This window comes from Candidatus Laterigemmans baculatus (assembly GCF_010367455.1).
Lineage (GTDB): Bacteria > Planctomycetota > Planctomycetia > Pirellulales > Pirellulaceae > Laterigemmans > Laterigemmans baculatus.
Genome location: NZ_WRPR01000013.1, coordinates 55,630 through 72,517, shown reverse-complemented (window position 1 = coordinate 72,517; position 16,888 = coordinate 55,630). Strand labels below are relative to the sequence as shown.

The window sequence follows — 16,888 nt, the reverse complement described above, 5'->3', positions numbered from 1 at the left end:
ACGATGCCGCTCGACACCTCCGCCTCGCATCCGGGAACCCCCGTGGCCTCACCGCACTCCACAAACGACCGCCCCATCCCCGGCCCGCCTGCACCCTCCCGCCGCTACGATGCGGTCGTCGTCGGTTCCGGGCCCAACGGCTTGGCCGCGGCGGTGACGCTGGCCCAAGCGGGGCGTTCGGTCATGGTGATTGAAGCGTCGGACGCGATCGGCGGCGGGACCCGTTCGGCCGAACTGACGCTGCCTGGGTTCGTCCACGATATCTGCTCGGCAATTCATCCGCTCGGAGTGGCATCGCCGTTTTTTCGCTCGCTGCCGCTCGAACAGCATGGACTCGAGTGGATCCAGCCCGAGGTGCCGCTGGCGCATCCGCTGCCCGACGGCTCAGCCGCGGCGGTGTATCGCTCGCTCGAAGAAACCGCCGCCGGCTTCGGTTCCGACGGCGAGTCGTATCGTCGCTTGCTCAAACCGCTGCTCGCTGCCGCCGATGGGATCCTCTCGCAAGTACTCACGCCGGTCCAACTCCCACGCCATCCGCTGGCGCTCGCTCGGTTCGGGCTCCGCGGAATGCAGTCGGCCGAGCGATTGGCGAAGCGATGGTTTGCCGAACCGAAAGTGCAGGGGATGTTCGCTGGAATGGCGGCACACGCCGTATTGCCGCTGGACCAGCGGTTCACGGCCGCGGTGGGACTGATGTTTTCGCTGACCGCCCACCACGGCGGCTGGCCATTGCCGCGAGGCGGGTCGGGGCGAATCTCCGAGGCGCTCCAGAGCTACCTGCGGCAACTCGGTGGCGAAGTCGTCACGGGCAATCGCGTCGCTTCGCTGGCGGAACTTCCTCCGAACCGGGCGGTGCTCTTTGACCTCTCGCCGCGGCAACTCGCCCGGATCGCCGGCGACGCCTTGCCGGCAAGCTACCGTCAGAAGCTGGAGCGTTTTCGGCACGGTCCGGGAGTTTTCAAGATCGACTGGGCGTTGGAGGGACCGATCCCGTGGACGGCCGAGGCTTGCCGCCGCGCCGGCACGGTCCACGTCGGAGGTGAGTTCGACGCAGTCGCCCAAGCGGAGGCAGCCGCCTGGTCGGACCAACCGGCCGAGCGCCCGTTCCTGCTGGTCGCCCAGCAAAGCGTTTTGGATCCATCCCGCGCCCCGGCCGGAAAACATACCGGGTGGGGTTACTGCCATGTCCCGCACGGTTCGCGGGTCGACATGACCGAAGCGATCGAAGCTCAGATGGAACGCTTTGCTCCGGGCTTTCGCGATCGGATTTTGGCCCGCCATGTGATGGCGCCAGCTGACTTTGAGAATTACAACGCGAACTACATCGGTGGGGACATCACCGGCGGAGTGATGGACCTTCGCCAGATTCTTGCTCGTCCCACCTTCGGCCCCACGCCCTACGCGACTCCGAACCCTCGCCTGTTCCTCTGTTCGGCCTCCACGCCTCCCGGCCCCGGCGTCCACGGAATGTCGGGCTACCACGCCGCGCAAGCGGCCCTCCGAGCGGTGCTCCACGATTAGCGAGGTCCTCGATGCCGACGCATCAGCTTACCAGACTCAGGACTTGTTGCCGTCGTCATCGTCGCCCGTCACCACCCCCAGGAATACGGGCATCGTCAGCAACAACAGATATACCACCCCGAGCGGCAACGCGATCCAGACCAGCGTCCAAGATCGCATGAGAAACGCGGCCAATAAGAGACTGGCGACGACGGCCGTACCGATCCAAGCCAGCGTGTGACGGCGAACATATCGCCGTCTCGACACAACTCTCCGATGCGTCCTTGGGTCCCCCCCTTGCTCCGCTAGCCCCACCGGCAACCTCCGGCTCCCAAGGAACCTAGCCATGCAGTTCACGAAGTTTAACGCCGTTCGCCGCCTCGCGTCGGGATTCCTGCTCCTGCTTGCGGCGAGCACCGGCACTCCCCCATTGTCGGCCCAGGAAAATCAGCCGGCCAGCCCGGAGGCAGCGAGTCGCGATGCAGCGGCCCGACGCCCGACTCTGCCTGCTCCGTCGGATGCTCTGCTGGCGGAACTCGAACGCATCTACAAGGACATTCATGCCAATCCCGAGCTTGCGATGCAGGAACACCGGACCGCCGGTATCGCTGCCAAATGGCTGAACGAGCACGGCTACGAGGTCACCGAGAAGGTCGGCGGCACGGGTGTCGGCGGTGTCTTGCGCAACGGCGAAGGCGCCACCGTGCTGCTGCGGGCCGACATGGACGCGATCCCGTCGAACCATTCGCCGCAGTTCGCACCAGTCCTCCACCCGACCCTGCGAACCGGCGTCGAAACAATGCTTGCCGCAGCCGGTGCCTGGCTCGCTCCTGCGGATGTCGAACCCTAATCGCGAAGTGCGGCCCGCCGCATAGTCGCCTTTCGCTCCGCGAAAGTTGTGCTGCAGCGCTACTTTCGCGGAGCGAAAGGCGACTATATTTCACCGATCTTGCGATCCCGCGGTGCCCTAACTCGCCGTTCGCCGCTGTAGATGTTGAAGCGGTTTTCTCTGGCGAAGCCGATCAGCGTGATCCCGTGCTCCCGGGCGAGTTCGACGGCCAGAGTCGAGGGGGCGCCGATGGCGATGACGATCGGGATGCCTGCCCGCGCTGCCTTTTGCATTAGCTCAAAGCTCGCCCGGCCGCTGAGGACCAGCAGCGAATCGCTCGACGGAAGTCGACCATCGAGCCACTGGCGACCGACGAGCTTGTCGAGCGCGTTGTGGCGACCAACGTCTTCACGCAGCCACCGGAGCGTGCCCGACGCATCGAACAGCGCCGCGGCGTGCAGCCCCCCGGTCGACGCAAAAACCGCCTGCGCCTCGCGAAGTTTTGCTGGCAGGCTCGCGATCAAAGCGGGATCCACTCGCGGATCCTCGGCACTCAGCCGCGCGCACCCGCTGACCCGCAGCGACTCGATCGAGGCTTTGCCACACACCCCACAGCTCGACGAGGTGTAGAAGTTTCGCTTCAGTCGCTCGAGATCGACTGACGCATCGGGACGGAGCTCCACCTGCACGATGTTGCGAATTCCCTCCTCCTTGACCGGCCCAAAGTGCGCTGCGACTCGCAGATCGCTGCGGCTGTTGAGGATCCCTTCGGCGAACAGGAATCCGACCGCCAACTCCACGTCGTGCCCCGGTGTCCGCATCGTCACAGCGATGGTCTTTCGCCGCCGCCGACCGCGGCGGTGGTAGATCAGCCGCGTCTCAAGCGGCTCCTCGATCGCCAGCGCGTCCTGCTCCGCCGTCCACAACCCAGCCCGCACGCGATGGACCGGCAACTCCCGCGCTCCCGGCGGCAGGGGTGGGACTGTCATAGTCGCCTTTCGCTCCGCGAAAGTAGCCGATCTGCGCTGCTTTCGCGGAGCGAAAGGCGACCCTGTTCAGGATGACTCGGCCCGCTCGCCTGGCGGGCGGCGTGCGGATCGTTCGCCGACTCACGACCGGCGTGGACCACCGCCCACCGCAGCGACATCCCGCCAGCCAACGTGATGCCAGCGGCGAGATAGGTCTTCCAGCGACTCGGCTTGCCCGGCAGCAGATGGTGGATCGCTTCGGGTATCGCCAGTGCGGCGGCGGCGAGCAACGTGTGGTGGGCCAGCTTGCCATGTGTCAGCGGACGAGCCAGCGGACCGGCCGATCGGAGGTAACCGCCGAGCGAAACCGCTTCGGCCAAACGTGCGACCGACTCGATCTTCTCCAGCGCCGCCTCCGCCGCTGTCGGCTCTTCTCCCTCCCGCGTGGCGGCCAATCCGAGCTGGATCGAGGCGGCTGCAGTGCTCATCCCGCTGGCGACGAACAACGGTGACAGCCACGCCTGCCGCGACCAGGCAGGAATCGCAGTGCAGCTGACGAGCACTCCGGTGTAGCTGATCATGACCAGAGCCGCGGGAATGCCCGCGCCGTCCAGCGCGGTCACCATGATCGGACGGCCCCGCTCGAGTGCCGCGGCAATCCGGCGTTTTGCCGCCCCATCGAGCGACTCGCTGCCGAGCCATTCCTGCACGGCCGAGAGGGCCACGGCTGCCGAGTAAACGGTTAGCGCCCACGTCCCCACGCTCATCGGCGACTCCGGCTTCACGACCCGCAGCATATGATGAAAGCGGCTCATATGTCCAAGGTCTTTGATCAGCAGCGGGGCGCAGGGCAACGCGGCGATCGCCGCCACGGCCGTTCCCACGCTGCGAACGCCTTCCATCGACCGTCCCCCGAAGCGTGCCGCCAAACGCGACAGTAAATACGCACCGGCCGACAAACCGCCCAAAAAAAAGTAGGAGGCGATCTCCCACTTCCAAACCGGCGGCTTGAGCATCGACAAATCGTAGTACCCAGCCTCCTCCGCGTCCCGATCCTCACCCTGGGGCGAGCGGTCGTCACGACGCCCTATCGCTCGGGAGTTGCGACCCGTCTCGATCAATCCTGGACGCTTCATGGCTTCAATCCTCTCGTGCGAGGAACAGGGCGGAGACGGCCGACAACGCCACGCCGGCAGCAATGCCCACGGCGTATCGAACCCCCTGTCCCTTGAATGGATGCTTGGGTTGCTCCGGAAGGTTGTAGTGGTTCGGGTGATCCTCCAATAAGAAAAACGCATTCAGCGAGCTGTATTCCTCGAACGCGTCCGCACCATACAAATAGGCAGACTCCCTGCCTCGCTCCTGCAATTGTTCGACGCGTTTTTTCGCTTGCTCGCGGAGTTCCTCGACCGGTCCGAACTGGATCGAGTTCGTGGGACAGACTTTAGCGCAGGCCGGTTCCATACCATCGCTCTGACGGTCGTAACACATCGTGCATTTATGAGCATGCCCATCTTCGTCGCTGCGACCGAGCACGCCGAAGGGACAGGCGACGACGCAGTATCCACAACCATTGCAGATGTCATTTTGCAAATACACATCGCCGAACTCGTTGTAGATCAGCGAACCCGTCGGACAGGCTTGCAAACAGGGAGCTTCTTCGCAGTGTTTGCACACGTCGCTCATCATCAACCATCGACTCGTTCCATCCTCACTGTGCCGTTCCTTGAACGCGACGTGCCGCCAAGTGCTTTGAGAAAGATGGCCAGTGTTGTCATAACTATTGCCGGTAAAATCCAAACCGTCCGACGGCAACTGGTTCCACTGTTTACAGGCCACCTCACAAGCTTTGCAGCCAATGCACAGCGTGGTATCGGTAAAAAACCCCATCCGCGCCGTCGGTTCGTCCTCGGGGTCGGGGACCGGCGTGTACCGTGGCGGAAAAGCGTTCAGCAGCACATCGAGTGGTGGCGTGAGGGGATTCATCGCAGATGTCCCTCCGGTTGCGAAGCAGGCGGCGTATCGGGCGTGGGGTTGCGCTGCGGCCAGGGCGTGTAGTTCTTGGTCGGCTGCCCCGCGGGATAACGCGAGCGACCGCTGCGGATTTGGCAGGCAAAGACTTTAGCCTCATGCATGCTGACGTTCGGGTCGGCCACCAGCGACGTCAGATCATTCGCGATTCCTCCGACGCTCTCGCCGGCAAATCCCCAGTGGAAGGGCAATCCAATCTGGTGCAGGATGCGGCCCTTCAAATTCAGCGGTCGGATACGCCGTGTGACCAGCGCCCGCGCTTCGATTTCTCCGCGAGCCGAGATGATCGTCGCCCACTCGCCATGGACGATGCCTTTCTCGCCAGCCAGTTCGGGACTTAGCTCGACGAACATTGCCGGCATCAGTTCGTTCAGCCAACTGTTGAAGCGGCTCATCGGGCCGCTCAAATAATGCTCGGTCACGCGGAAGGTGCAGGCGACGATTGGAAACTCACGGGTCGGCGTGTGGGCGAGCGAGTTCAGCGGGCCTTCGAAGAATCGCGTGGTGGGGTCGATCGTTTGGTGAGGATAGAGTGCATTCTCGACCGGAGACTCCACCGGTTCATAATGCACCGGCAGCGGCCCATCCTTCGGCTTTCCTGGGGCATAGAGCCAACCGCGGCCATCGGGTTTCATGATGAAGGGCTGGTTGCCGGCGATCGCATCCATCCCTGTGCAATCGAGCGACGGCCGGTACTCGGGCGGCTTATCGGGTTCGAAGTCGGGCACGTCCAACCCCACCCACCGCTGCTGGTCCTCGTCCCAGGAGATCAGCTTCTTTCGCTCCGACCAGGGTCGGCCGGCCGGGTCGGCCGAGGCGCGGTTGTACATCACGCGGCGGTTGTTCGGCCACGCAAAGCCCCACTCCGGCTGCAGCGGATTGGCGGTTCGCACCCGCTGGCGAGGCCGATTGAGATTCGGTTCCGGGTAGCAACCCGAATAGATCCAACACCCGCACGCAGTGCTGCCATCTTCTCGCAGTTCTTCAAAACCGCCGACCAACTTGGGCTGCCCCGTGGCGGGATCGACCTCCGCCAGATTCCGGCCGTTAATCTCCTGCAGAATCCTCGCAATATCTGGCTCGCCCTCGATACGGCTCGGCTGGCCATCGGGCAATGGGTGCGGCCATTCTTGATCGTAGTCCCACGTCAGATTCAGCAGCGGCTGGTCCTTCGGATCGGCCGAGCCTTCGTACAGTTTCTTGAGTCGCTTGCCCAGCTGGTACACATACCACGCGTCGCTGCGACAATCGCCCGGCGGATCGACACTCTTGTCGTGCCACTGCAGCAGTCGCTGGGTATTGGTAAACGTGCCTTCTTTCTCCGGAATGCTAGCCGCCGGCATAAAGAAGACTTCGGTCTTGATCTCCGAGGGCGGTGGACCGGTGGGATCATCTTTCCAAAAAACGGCGCTTTCGATCTCAAACCAATCGTGAACGACGAGCCAATCGAGATTCCGCAGTCCCGCGCGATGCAGTCCCGCATTGGGCCCCCCACCGGCAGGATTCTGGCCGAACAGAATGTACCCATCGACTTCGCCCCGCGCCATTCGATCAAAGAATGGCAACTGCGAATAATCACCGTCCAGGTGGGGCAGCCAGTCGTAGTGAAAATCGTTCTCAGGCTGGGCCGCATCTCCATAATAAGCTTTGAGCAAGCTGACCATGAATTTTTTGGTATGCGTCCAGTACCCAGTGGGTAGGCCTTCGAAGCGGACGTAATCGTCAAGACCTCCCCGGTCTTCACCGACGATGGGCTGCGGCAAGTAGCCGGGCAGCAAATCATATAATGTCGGAATGTCCGTGGAGCCTTGAATGCTGGTATGTCCTCGCATCGCCATGATCCCGCCTCCCGGACGTCCGATGTTCCCGAGCAGCAATTGCAGGATCGAAGCGGCGCGAATGTTTTGGACGCCCGTCGTGTGCTGCGTCCAGCCGACCGCATAGACGATTGCGGACGTTTTTTCGCGTCCCGAATTTTCGCACAACCATTCTGCCACCCGCAGGAAATCCGCTTCGCTGCAACCGCACACCTCCGACACCATTGCCGGGGTGTAGCGGCTAAAATGCCTGCGGAGGATTTGCATCACGCAGCGGGGATGCTTGAGGGTCCGATCTTGCAACGGCTCGCCAGCCGGAGCTTCCACGGCCGAACCCCGTTCGGTTTCGTGCGTGCTGGCGCCCCCCATCAGCCCGGGGCCATGGACGCCCCGGCTATCGAGCTTCTCGCTCACCTCGCGAACGTGCGAGGTGTCGATCTCACTGGCCTGCACATGCGATTCGTCGCTCGGTGACGCGGAAGGCTCCGCCTCCTGACCTGGACCTTGCTCCGAAACGCGAGCTTCGTCCCGACTTTGGCCCTGATCCCGATCCTGTTGATGGCTGCCGCGTTCTTCGTATCCCCAGTGTCCTTCGGAGGGGGAGTACTGCGCCCGATCGGGCTGAAACCCGCTGAACAAGCCATCGAGATCCTCGGTGTCGAGAAAACCTTCCTCGATGATCGTGGCCGCGTTGGTGTAGTCGAGGACGTACTCCTTGAACCACTTTTCCTCAGTCAAAACATAGTTGATCACACCGCCCAGGAAAGCGATATCGGTTCCGGCGCGGATCGGCACGTGCAGATCGCAGAGGGCCGAAGTGCGGGAGAAACGGGGATCGACGTGGACCAGCTTGGCACCTTTCTCCTTGGCCTGCAGCGGAAAGCGAAACCCGACCGGATGGGCTTCAGCCATGTTCGAGCCCATGATCAGGATGCAATCACTGTTGGCCAGATCTTGCTGGTAATTGGTGGCCGCGCCGCGGCCGAACGAAGCACCCAGACCGGGCACTGAGGCGGAGTGTCAAATCCGCGCTTGATTCTCGATCGAGACGACTCCCAATCCGGCACCGAACAACTTTTTGATGAGATAATTCTCTTCGTTGTCCAGCACCGCACCGCCGAGCGTGCCGATATTGCGGACCGCGTTCAGCCGATTGCCGTCGGCATCTTCCGCTGCAAAACCTTTCTCACGGGCGGATTTGATGCGTTCGGCGATCCGGTCGAGCGCCCAGTCGAGCGACTTCGTCTCCCAGTGGTCCGAGTAGGGAGCGCGGTACATCACCGTTTTCACGCGGTGGGGATTGTGGACCAATTGGAAGACGTTGGCCCCTTTGGGACAGAGCGTCCCTTCGTTGATCGGGCTTTCCGGATTGCCCTCGACGTCGATCACTTCGCCCCGCTTGCTGTAGATATTCAGCCCACATCCGACGGCACAATAGGGACAGACGCTGTGGGTCAGCGAGGCTCCTTGGAGCCGGGAGCCCTTGGCGAGCGATTGGGGGCTAAACGGCTGCGGTTGGCGTGTGGAAGTTTTGGCCGAAGGTTTGGAAGCGGACATCGGTCGGAGCTCCTGAGTCGGGACGGGTCCGCCGAGGGCGCGTGCAAACCCCGGGCCGGTCTGCGGGAGAGGACGCTCGGACGCCCCGCGCCCTTCTCGGGTATTGCATCAGCCGCCGAGCGCGAGCCCCCGGTTCCCGCTAACGCCATGAAAACCGGACGCTAGCGCGTGGCGGCTGATAGGACCCCCACGACCTCCGCATCCTGCTCAGGAAACACCGTCCGCAGGTCGAGCCACCAGCGCTGGTCGTGCACCCGGCCGACGATCGCTGGCCGCGCGGCGCGCAAGCGGCGGGCGAACTCGTCGAGGCCAATGGATCGCGGGGAGAGCGCCACGCACCACGACGCTTGCTGTTGGGTGGGAACCGCGCCGCCCCCTAAATAGCCATGTCCGGGGAGCACTTCCGGCTCCGCAAAACTTTCGGCGAACGCGGGCAGCGCCGTCAGCGCCGCGACGAGCCGCTCGGCCCGCGTCCGCAGTTCCGCGGCAGGAGTCGCGAGCAGCCGGAGCAGCGGAACGGTGCCGCTCGTCCGCTGCGGATCGCGGTACAACTCGAGCGTCGCGGCCAGCGCGGCCAGCGTCAGCTTGTCGACTCGCATCGCCCGGGCCAACGGATGGCGTTCGATCCGTTCGATCGCCGCCCGCCCACCAAGGATGATTCCCGCCTGCGGTCCGCCGAGCAGCTTATCGCCGCTGAACAGCACCACGTCGGCTCCCGCGGCGATACTTCGCTCGGCCAGCGGCTCATCTCGGAATCCGAACTGGGCGAAGTCGACCAACGCCCCCGAACCAATGTCGTGGATCACCGGCACGCCGCGGCTGCGCCCCAACCGGACCAGTTCGTCGAGCGAGACGTGTTCGGTGAATCCGACCACCACGTAGTTGCTCGGGTGGACCAGCAGCAACGCTCCGGTCGCTTCACCGATCGCCTGGGCATAGTCGTCGATCCGCGTTTTGTTCGTACTCCCGACTTCGCGCAGCACCGCTCCGCTGGCGGCCATGATTTCGGGCAGCCGAAACTGGCCTCCGATCTCAATCAACTCGCCGCGGGAGACGATGACTTCGCGTCCCGCGGCCAGCGCCGCCAAGCTCAGCACCGTCGCCGCCGCGTTATTGTTGACGACCACCGCTGCTTCGGCGCCGGTCAGCTCGCACAGGAGCTCATCGACCGCTCGCGCTCGCCGCCCCCGCTGGCCGCTCTCCAGATCGAGCTCCACGCTTGCATATCCAGCGGCCACGGCCGCAATCGCGTCGATCGCTTCCCGAGCCAGCGGAGCGCGGCCGAGCCCAGTGTGCAGCAGAATCCCCGTGCCGTTGATCACCGGGCGGAGGCTGCGAGAGCGCCGCCGCCGATCCAACCGCTGCTGCACTTGCTCGCTCAACGCACCTAGCCCCAACTCGCGAACGCTTGCGGCGGGAGCGTTCCCATTCGCCGCCGGACCGGGGCGTGAATCGAGCGAGTGGCTGGCTGTGAGCAACCGCTCGCGGTGCTCGGCCAACACCTTCCGCAACTCGTCGATCACCGCCGGCCGGCCGTAGCGATCGACCAGCGGTGCAAAGGCTTCGCTATCGATGGCTCGGCTGACACTCGGTAAGCGACGCACCACCGCATGCGGCTCGTTCACGAGCTCACCTCCTCGGGCAGGCGATCGGGCTGGCTCTCGATTCCACCTCCGGAGCCGACGATCGTCCGCCGATCGCCCTCCCGCCGGGTAAAGCCGATCCGATCGAGATACTCGCAGAGCGGGACCAGATACTTGCGTGAAACGTGCAGCAGTTCGCGCAGATCGCGGACCGCAAACGAACTTTCGCCGAGTCGTTCGACAAGCGTCCGCCGGACCTCGCCTTCGACTTCCGCGTGCAGGCACCACGCCGAGCAAACGCGGACGAGATGCCCCTGGGCAATCGCCAGCTCGACCAGCTTCGGGACGACCGAGCGACGGGTGGCCGCGGTCGGGGCGAGCTGGTCGATCGCTGGCGGAGCACATCCGCAGCGGCGATGCGTCTCGATGATCTCCTCGTACAACTGCTGCTGCGGCTTGGAGAGTTGCGGTCCGGCCCCCGGCAGCGCCACCCCGGCGGGCGTCACCGTCAACCGCCCTTGGCTCCGCATCCGCTCGACCACCGCGGCGAGCCACTGGGCCGTGTGCCGCGGGGACTCGCTCCCGCTGAAAATCTTGTGTAGCACCGACAGCGGGAAGACCGCTTGGGTGCGATTCCGCTGGTGGTATTTGGCCAGCAGTTGCTCGACCCGTGTCATTGCTCTCTCCAAGACCTGGGCATGCACGTGCAGGAGGCGTCCCGGTGCCAGCGGCAGCCTCTCGAGCACCCGCTCTGCGACCAGCGAATCGCGGAGCGATTCCCACTCCCCGAGGATTCCTCCGCGACGGACCACCTCGGCGGCGCCCAATTCGCCGAAGCCCCTGAGGAAATAGAGCGAGGCGAGCCGAGCCCGTGGCGACTCGGATGCCAGCTCTCGAATCGCGGAAACCTCCTCCGTCGCTCTCCGCCGCAGCGGGCGGGGATGCGGATCGACGACGCGTCCGCCGCCGAGCGTCGCGACCGGCGCCTGACTCCGCACGACCACCGGCTGCCCCCACACGCAGACTGCCGGCTCGCTCAACTCCAGCTCCGCCAGCAGCACACTTCCGTCCTGGTCAAAATCATCCCCCCGCGGCTCGAGCCAGCGGAGCGTGGCCTGAATTTCCTTGGTCCCCAGGTGGACCCGCACGGAAATTTTGCGGCGCGGGTTGCGAGGCGGCGGGTCGCTGGCGGAAGCGTGCCGCATCGGGGGGCGGTTGAGGGAGAGGGCGACGTGCAATCGGCAGCTCGGGGTGAGGTAACCGGGCGGGGCCAACACGTCGCCTCGATGGGCCTCCTCGAGCGAAACTCCGACTAGATTGATCGCCGCCCGCTGGCCCCGAGCGACACGGTCCACGGCCACCCCGTGGGACTGGAGTCCCCGCACGCGGACGGCGGTTCCCTGCGGCTCGAGGGCGACTTCCTCGCCCACTCGCAGCAGCCCGCTGGCGACGCTGCCGGTGACGATCGTGCCGTGCCCCTCGACGGTGAACGCCCGGTCGATCGCCATCCGGAAAGGCGCTTGCAGCTGTTGGCGTCGCGGCGAGCGGGCGGCGTGCTCGGCGGCCTCGGCCAAAGCCGCCCGCAGTTCCGGCAGCCCTTGGCCCGTGAGACTGCTGACGCCGACCGCTCGGGCCTGAGCCAGTGGGCTGTCCGCGACCAGGGAGCGAACTTCCTCCGCGACGCAATCCAGCCAATGCGGTTCGACGAGATCGCACTTGCTCAGCACGATCACGCCGTGCTCGATCCCCAGGTGCTTGAGAATCTCGAGATGTTCACGGGTCTGTGGCTTCACCGATTCATTGGCGGCAACGACGAGCAGAGCCAAGTCGATCGCCATCGCTCCGCAGAGCATGTTGCGGACGAGTCGCTCGTGCCCCGGAACGTCGACGATTCCCAGCTGCAGATCGCCGAGCCGCAACTCGGCGAATCCCAGATCGATGGTCATTCCCCGTCGCTTTTCGTCGGGCAAGCGATCGGCATCGGTTCCGGTCAGCGCTTTGACCAGTTCGGTTTTGCCATGATCGATATGGCCAGCCGTTCCCAGGATCAAATGCCTCGTCATCCCCATTCACCTTTCCCTCTGCCGCGTTCATGAGCCGTAGGTGCTAGCCTCGGGCCTCGCAGCCGCGTTCATGAGCCGTAGGCGCTAGCCTCGGTCAGAAAACCGCTGTTCCCCATCACCCTCCCCCCGGGAGGGTCGGGCTCTCAGGCCCGGGGAGGGCCAGCTGAATCCGTTCGCGCTTCGGCCTCTACGCCGCGGATCGCCCTCCCCGCTCGTTCCTCGCGACCCTCCCGGGGGGAGGGTGTCAGCTGGGTTTTCTGACAGAGCCTTAGCCTGCGGACCAGTCGCGTCATCCTTGGAGCCCACGCTATCGTAGAGCCGAGGCCAGCACCATGATCCAGACCCTGCCGAATCGTGAACTCGTGCTCCTCGGCGGCGGGCATACCCACCTGCACCTCCTGCGGATGTGGAAGATGCGACCGCTGCCGGGAGTCCGTTTGACCTGCATTTCAAACCGTTGGCAAGCGGCCTACTCGGGAATGGTTCCGGGAACGCTGGCTGGCCAGTACCCAGTGGAGCAGATGCAAGTCGATCTGGTCCGCCGATGCCAGGCGGTCGGAGCCCGCTTGCTGCTGGCCGAGTGCGTGGGGCTCGATCTACGGAACCAGCAGCTGCATTTTGCCGATCGGCCACCGCTCCCCTACGACCGGCTGTCGATCGGGATTGGGTCGCGTCCGGCGGCGGTTTCAGGGCTCGAACATGCCTTGTCGATCAAACCGATGCAGACGTTTTTGCCGCGGCTGCGAGCGCGCGTGCAGGCAGCCCTCGAGAAGCGTCGGCCCGTAGATGCCGGCCGGTCGCCTGAAGCGGGTCGGCCGCTGCGCGCCGTCGTCGCTGGCGGGGGGGCTGGGGGCGTGGAAATCGCTTTCTGCTTGCCGGCGTTTATCGCCCAGCACTTTCCCGCTGCAACGCTCGAGCTCACGCTGGTCGATCGGGGCGCGCAGCTGCTCTCGGGGGCTTCACCGTCAGCGGTTCGCCGCGCCGAGCGGGTGCTGGAGGAGCGCGGCCACCGCCGGCTGATGCATTGCGAAGTCCGACAGCTCACCTCCGAGAGCGTCGTCGTCGAGCATCCGCAGGAGGGCTCGCAACATCTGGCTGCGGATGTAGTGATCTGGGCCGTCGGTGCGGTCGGGCCGGAACTCTTTGCGAGCTTCGAACTGCCCAAGGATGACGCCGGCTTCCTGCTCGTCGACGAGTCCTTGCGGAGCCTCGGGAGCAGCTCGATCTTCGTCGTCGGCGATTCGGGAACCTGCCCGTCACGCCCGACTCCCAAGGCAGGCGTGTACGCGGTCCGCCAAGGGCCGGTGCTGTGGGAGAACCTCCAGCGTTCGCTCCATGGAGAGCCGCTCCGCAAGTGGAAGCCACAGCGGAATTTTTTGTCGCTGCTGAACACCGGAGACGGACGAGCCGTGCTCGATTACCGGGGCTGGTCCGCCGAGGGTCGCTGGTGCTGGTGGTTGAAAGATCGTATCGACCGGCGGTTCATGGCAAAGCATCAAGACTACTCGCTCGACGCGATGGCAGCGGTTCGCGGTGCCGAGCAGCGTGCCGAGCGGGAAGCTCCGATGCGGTGTGCCGGGTGTGGGGGCAAACTGGCGTCGACGACGCTCCGCCGCGTCCTTGCCCGGCTCGACAACCCGAGCTCGCCGCGGATCAAGCTGGGGCTCGAGCAGGCTGAGGATGTGGCGGAGATCGATTGGACGGGCGGGGCTTCGGTCGTCGCGACGACCGATTTTTTTGCCGCTTTTCTCGATGACCCCTTCGTGGTCGGTCGAGTCGCCGCACTCAACGCGCTCAGCGACCTGTTCGCCAAGGGTACGGTCCCCACGGCCGCACTGGCACATGCGATCGTGCCCCCCGGTCCCGCCGCCCAGCAGGAACAACTCCTCTTCGAGTGGCTTGCCGGTAGCCTCGCCGAATTCCGTCCCCTCGGCGTGCCGATCGTCGGCGGGCACTCGATCGAAGGAGAGCAGGGCGTGTTTGGCTTTACGTTGCTCGGCGAGCGACTTGGGAGGCGCGGCGAGCGGCCGACAGAACGCGGCGCGAAAAGTACCGGGAGCCCGATGCCGCTCAAAGCCGGACTCGCTGCGGGCGACCACTTGGTGCTCAGCAAACCGTTGGGGAGCGGAGTCCTGCTCGCGGCTCATCGCCAGGCGAAGTGCCGCGGGCCCGATCTGCAGAGCTTGCTCGCGTCGATGCTCGCGAGCAATCAGGCCGCTGCCGCGGTGGCGATCGAGGCGGGACTCGCGGCGGTCACCGATGTCACCGGCTTCGGCTTGCTCGGGCATTTGCTGGAAATGCTCGACAGTTCCCGCGACTCGGCCCCTTCGCCTCTGACCGCCGAGCTCGACTTGACAGCCCTCCCGCTACTCCCGGGCGCCGAAGCGGCCTTGCGAGCCGGAATCGAGAGCACGCTGGCCGAGGCGAATCGCGCTGCGGCTGCCGGAATGTTGCCCGACGAAGTGCCAGCGGAATGGGCGGGACGCTACCGGGCGATGTTCGACCCGCAAACCTCGGGAGGCTTGCTGATGGGAGTCGCCGAGGCCCAGCTCTCTTCCGTCCTCGGCGGCTTGCGGCAAGCAGGTCTCTCGCCGGCGGTCATCGGCCGCGTTGAAGCGAGCGGTGAGCCAAGCGGTGCGCCAAGTAGGCGGATTCGCTGGGCGGCATCGGCCAAACGCGACGCTGCGGGGACTCGTCGCAACGCTGCGGGGATCGACACGGGCTGAGCCGATCCATGCTACAGTTGCCTCTTTGGAAGTGCTTGCTTGCCTGGTGGCGGCCGCGGTCTTCAAAGCCGTCGTGCGAGGGTTTCAATGACCCCGCAGGTGGGTTCGATTCCCATGCACTTCCGCTTTCACCCTACGCCGTCACCCCACCCGGTGTGGTCGTCGGCACCCACGCGTGAACGCGCAGGGGCGCGGGCGGAGCGCGAGGCGCATTAAAAAAGCCACCAGCGCGGACGCTGGTGGCTTAATCTGACGAGCGGAGGGCATGGGACTCGAACCCACAACCCCTTGCGGGGCAACTGATTTCGAATCAGCCTCCTCACCAATTCGGATACCCTCCGGGTCTGGCAATGTGATAGCTGGGAAGCGGCCAAACGTCAAGTTGGGCCACCCCCAAAAATTCGCCCCACCCCCGCTACTCGCCCCCCGCTACTCGGCTGCCCCCCGCTACTCGGCCGGGAGCAGCTCGTAGGTGACCGTCACGTCGGCCGTCAGTTGCTGCTCGCCCTGAGCGATCGGCACCGACTCGCGGGCCATCATCATCGCCATCGGCCTCGGCGGTTCCCCGCCGCCGAGGGTTTCCTGGATCTGCAGCGGGCGGCCAACCTTGGCACCCGCGGCTTGGGCGAGCAACTCGGCCCGCCGCCGCGCATCCTCCACTGCTTTCTCGCGTGCCGCGTCGGCCGCCTTCTCCGCTTCGGCGACTTCGAACTGGATTCCGTGGATGCGGTTCGCCCCGACCCGCACCACCGTGTCGAGCAGCGTTCCGAGCTTGTCGAGCTCGACCACTTTCACGCGTACTTGATTGCTCACCCGATACCCCACGACTTGCGGATCCCGCCCTTCCTCGTGGCGATAGAGGGGAGAAATGTCAAAGGAGCTGGTCTGCACGTTCTTGCTCGGCACCCCTTGGCGCTCGAGCTCGTTGATCAGCTGCTCCATCGCCCGGTTATTCTCGGTCAGTGCGTCGGCCGCGTTGGGCGCTTGTTTCTCCACGCCGAGCGTAATCGAGGCTGCGTCGGGCGCTCGGCTCGTTTCGCCGTGGCCGGTGACCGTGATCGTCGGGCGCGCCTTAATGTCGATCTCCTCCGCTTGACTCTGGGGCGCCCCCAACGAAACCGCCAGGAGACTCACCAAGACCGGCAACATCCATAAGCTCTTCATCACGCTTCTCAATGGGACTGGAGGGGAAAGGAAAAGAAACGACCATCCTGCCCTTCCTGACGCCAATCCGCCGGCAGCGGTTCCCGAGAAAAGCCCACCAGGATTTGGCTCCAGCCACCGGGGTCGTGCCCCCCGCTCCCAATGCTGCCGCAGCGAGCGGGCGCTAACGCGTGGCGGCTGGTGAGTGGTCGCCTACGGATTGTAGCGGAAGGTCGACTGGCCCGTCAGCGAGGTCCAGCGGTTGAGCAGTTGGTGGAGCTGCGCGTCGCTCCCCAAGGCCGCTTCCACATGCCCGCGGTCGGCCATCTCGGTGGAGACGTAGAGATCGCCGAGCGGTGAGATATCCAGCCCCATTGGCTGATCGCTACGTAGAGAGACTTGCTCGAGCAGTTCCCGCACGCGTGCGACGATTGCCGAGCCGACGTCGCCCGCTTGCTCAACGCCACTGCCGATCGCTTCGCCAGCGATTTCTCCCGTCTCTGCGGTGGTCTCGGCCAAGACATCGGCAAAGTGGGCGACTGACGCCGTGGCCACGCGTCCCGCCGTGACCATGGCCTGGCCGGCGATTCGACTGACCGCGATGGCTGAAAGAGGAGGCATAGAGAGTGCCATCGGCTTTTCGGTCGGTCGGTCATCAGCGAAAGCGGAAT

The 16,888-nt window shown here is 65.0% G+C and carries 12 protein-coding genes and 2 tRNA genes; 4 read left to right on the top strand and 10 right to left on the bottom strand.

Features of this window, described 5'->3' with window-relative positions:
* The first annotated feature begins 42 nt into the window (after positions 1-42).
* On the top strand, positions 43-1,521 hold the full coding sequence (locus GNK13_RS02750) for a phytoene desaturase family protein (RefSeq protein ID WP_235934733.1): 1,479 nt from the start codon (positions 43-45) through the stop codon (positions 1,519-1,521).
* A 36-nt stretch (positions 1,522-1,557) separates the two neighbouring features.
* Here GNK13_RS02750 and GNK13_RS02745 read toward each other — a convergent pair whose 3' ends face one another.
* Entirely contained in the window at positions 1,558-1,767 is a 210-nt protein-coding gene (locus GNK13_RS02745; RefSeq protein ID WP_164100906.1) for a hypothetical protein, read from the bottom strand.
* A 79-nt stretch (positions 1,768-1,846) separates the two neighbouring features.
* Between GNK13_RS02745 and GNK13_RS21390 the strand changes: the two genes are divergently transcribed.
* Complete coding sequence (locus GNK13_RS21390; RefSeq protein ID WP_203328891.1) at positions 1,847-2,350, top strand: hypothetical protein; 504 nt, start codon at positions 1,847-1,849, stop codon at positions 2,348-2,350.
* A gap of 83 nt (positions 2,351-2,433) precedes the next feature.
* On the opposite strand, the gene fdhD is transcribed toward GNK13_RS21390, so the two are convergent.
* The 6 genes from fdhD to selB form a co-directional block, all read right to left on the bottom strand.
* Entirely contained in the window at positions 2,434-3,318 is an 885-nt protein-coding gene (gene fdhD, locus GNK13_RS02735; protein ID WP_164100905.1) for a formate dehydrogenase accessory sulfurtransferase FdhD, read from the bottom strand.
* Positions 3,315-4,433: an NrfD/PsrC family molybdoenzyme membrane anchor subunit gene (gene nrfD / locus GNK13_RS02730; RefSeq protein WP_164100904.1), complete on the bottom strand. Its 1,119-nt coding sequence runs from the start codon at positions 4,431-4,433 to the stop codon at positions 3,315-3,317. Before nrfD ends, fdhD begins: the two co-directional genes overlap by 4 nt.
* A gap of 4 nt (positions 4,434-4,437) precedes the next feature.
* A complete protein-coding gene (locus tag GNK13_RS02725) occupies positions 4,438-5,283 on the bottom strand; it encodes a 4Fe-4S dicluster domain-containing protein (RefSeq protein WP_164100903.1) in 846 nt (281 codons plus the stop codon).
* On the bottom strand, positions 5,280-8,702 hold the full coding sequence (gene fdh / locus GNK13_RS21975; protein ID WP_315852961.1) for a formate dehydrogenase: 3,423 nt from the start codon (positions 8,700-8,702) through the stop codon (positions 5,280-5,282). The genes GNK13_RS02725 and fdh overlap by 4 nt, the downstream gene beginning before the upstream one ends.
* A 161-nt stretch (positions 8,703-8,863) precedes the next feature.
* A complete protein-coding gene (gene selA / locus GNK13_RS02710; protein ID WP_203328890.1) occupies positions 8,864-10,327 on the bottom strand; it encodes an L-seryl-tRNA(Sec) selenium transferase in 1,464 nt (487 codons plus the stop codon).
* Positions 10,324-12,348: a selenocysteine-specific translation elongation factor gene (gene selB / locus GNK13_RS02705; RefSeq protein WP_164100900.1), complete on the bottom strand. Its 2,025-nt coding sequence runs from the start codon at positions 12,346-12,348 to the stop codon at positions 10,324-10,326. Before selB ends, selA begins: the two co-directional genes overlap by 4 nt.
* 332 nt (positions 12,349-12,680) lie before the next feature.
* On the opposite strand from selB, the gene selD reads away from it, so the two are divergent.
* Together selD and GNK13_RS02695 are read left to right on the top strand one after the other, a co-directional pair.
* A complete protein-coding gene (selD, locus tag GNK13_RS02700) occupies positions 12,681-15,074 on the top strand; it encodes a selenide, water dikinase SelD (RefSeq protein ID WP_164100899.1) in 2,394 nt (797 codons plus the stop codon).
* A gap of 27 nt (positions 15,075-15,101) precedes the next feature.
* Positions 15,102-15,200, top strand: a tRNA-Sec gene (locus GNK13_RS02695).
* 131 nt (positions 15,201-15,331) lie between these two features.
* Here the strand turns inward: GNK13_RS02695 and GNK13_RS02690 are convergent.
* From GNK13_RS02690 to GNK13_RS02680, 3 genes are all read right to left on the bottom strand, one after another.
* Positions 15,332-15,414: transfer RNA gene (locus tag GNK13_RS02690), tRNA-Ser, on the bottom strand.
* Between the two features lie 107 nt (positions 15,415-15,521).
* On the bottom strand, positions 15,522-16,238 hold the full coding sequence (locus tag GNK13_RS02685; RefSeq protein WP_164100898.1) for an SIMPL domain-containing protein: 717 nt from the start codon (positions 16,236-16,238) through the stop codon (positions 15,522-15,524).
* A 192-nt stretch (positions 16,239-16,430) separates the two neighbouring features.
* Entirely contained in the window at positions 16,431-16,850 is a 420-nt protein-coding gene (locus GNK13_RS02680; protein WP_164100897.1) for a hypothetical protein, read from the bottom strand.
* Positions 16,851-16,888 lie beyond the last annotated feature (38 nt).

Bases quoted from the DNA above. Each gene is read 5' to 3' on its own strand.
- selB (WP_164100900.1), bottom strand. From the start codon at position 12,348: ATGACGAGGCATTTGATCCTGGGAACGGCTGGCCATATCGATCATGGC.
- GNK13_RS02680 (WP_164100897.1), bottom strand. From the start codon at position 16,850: ATGGCACTCTCTATGCCTCCTCTTTCAGCCATCGCGGTCAGTCGAATC.
- selD (WP_164100899.1), top strand. From the start codon at position 12,681: ATGATCCAGACCCTGCCGAATCGTGAACTCGTGCTCCTCGGCGGCGGG.
- nrfD (WP_164100904.1), bottom strand. From the start codon at position 4,433: ATGAAGCGTCCAGGATTGATCGAGACGGGTCGCAACTCCCGAGCGATA.
- GNK13_RS21390 (WP_203328891.1), top strand. From the start codon at position 1,847: ATGCAGTTCACGAAGTTTAACGCCGTTCGCCGCCTCGCGTCGGGATTC.
- GNK13_RS02725 (WP_164100903.1), bottom strand. From the start codon at position 5,283: ATGAATCCCCTCACGCCACCACTCGATGTGCTGCTGAACGCTTTTCCG.
- fdhD (WP_164100905.1), bottom strand. From the start codon at position 3,318: ATGACAGTCCCACCCCTGCCGCCGGGAGCGCGGGAGTTGCCGGTCCAT.
- GNK13_RS02685 (WP_164100898.1), bottom strand. From the start codon at position 16,238: ATGAAGAGCTTATGGATGTTGCCGGTCTTGGTGAGTCTCCTGGCGGTT.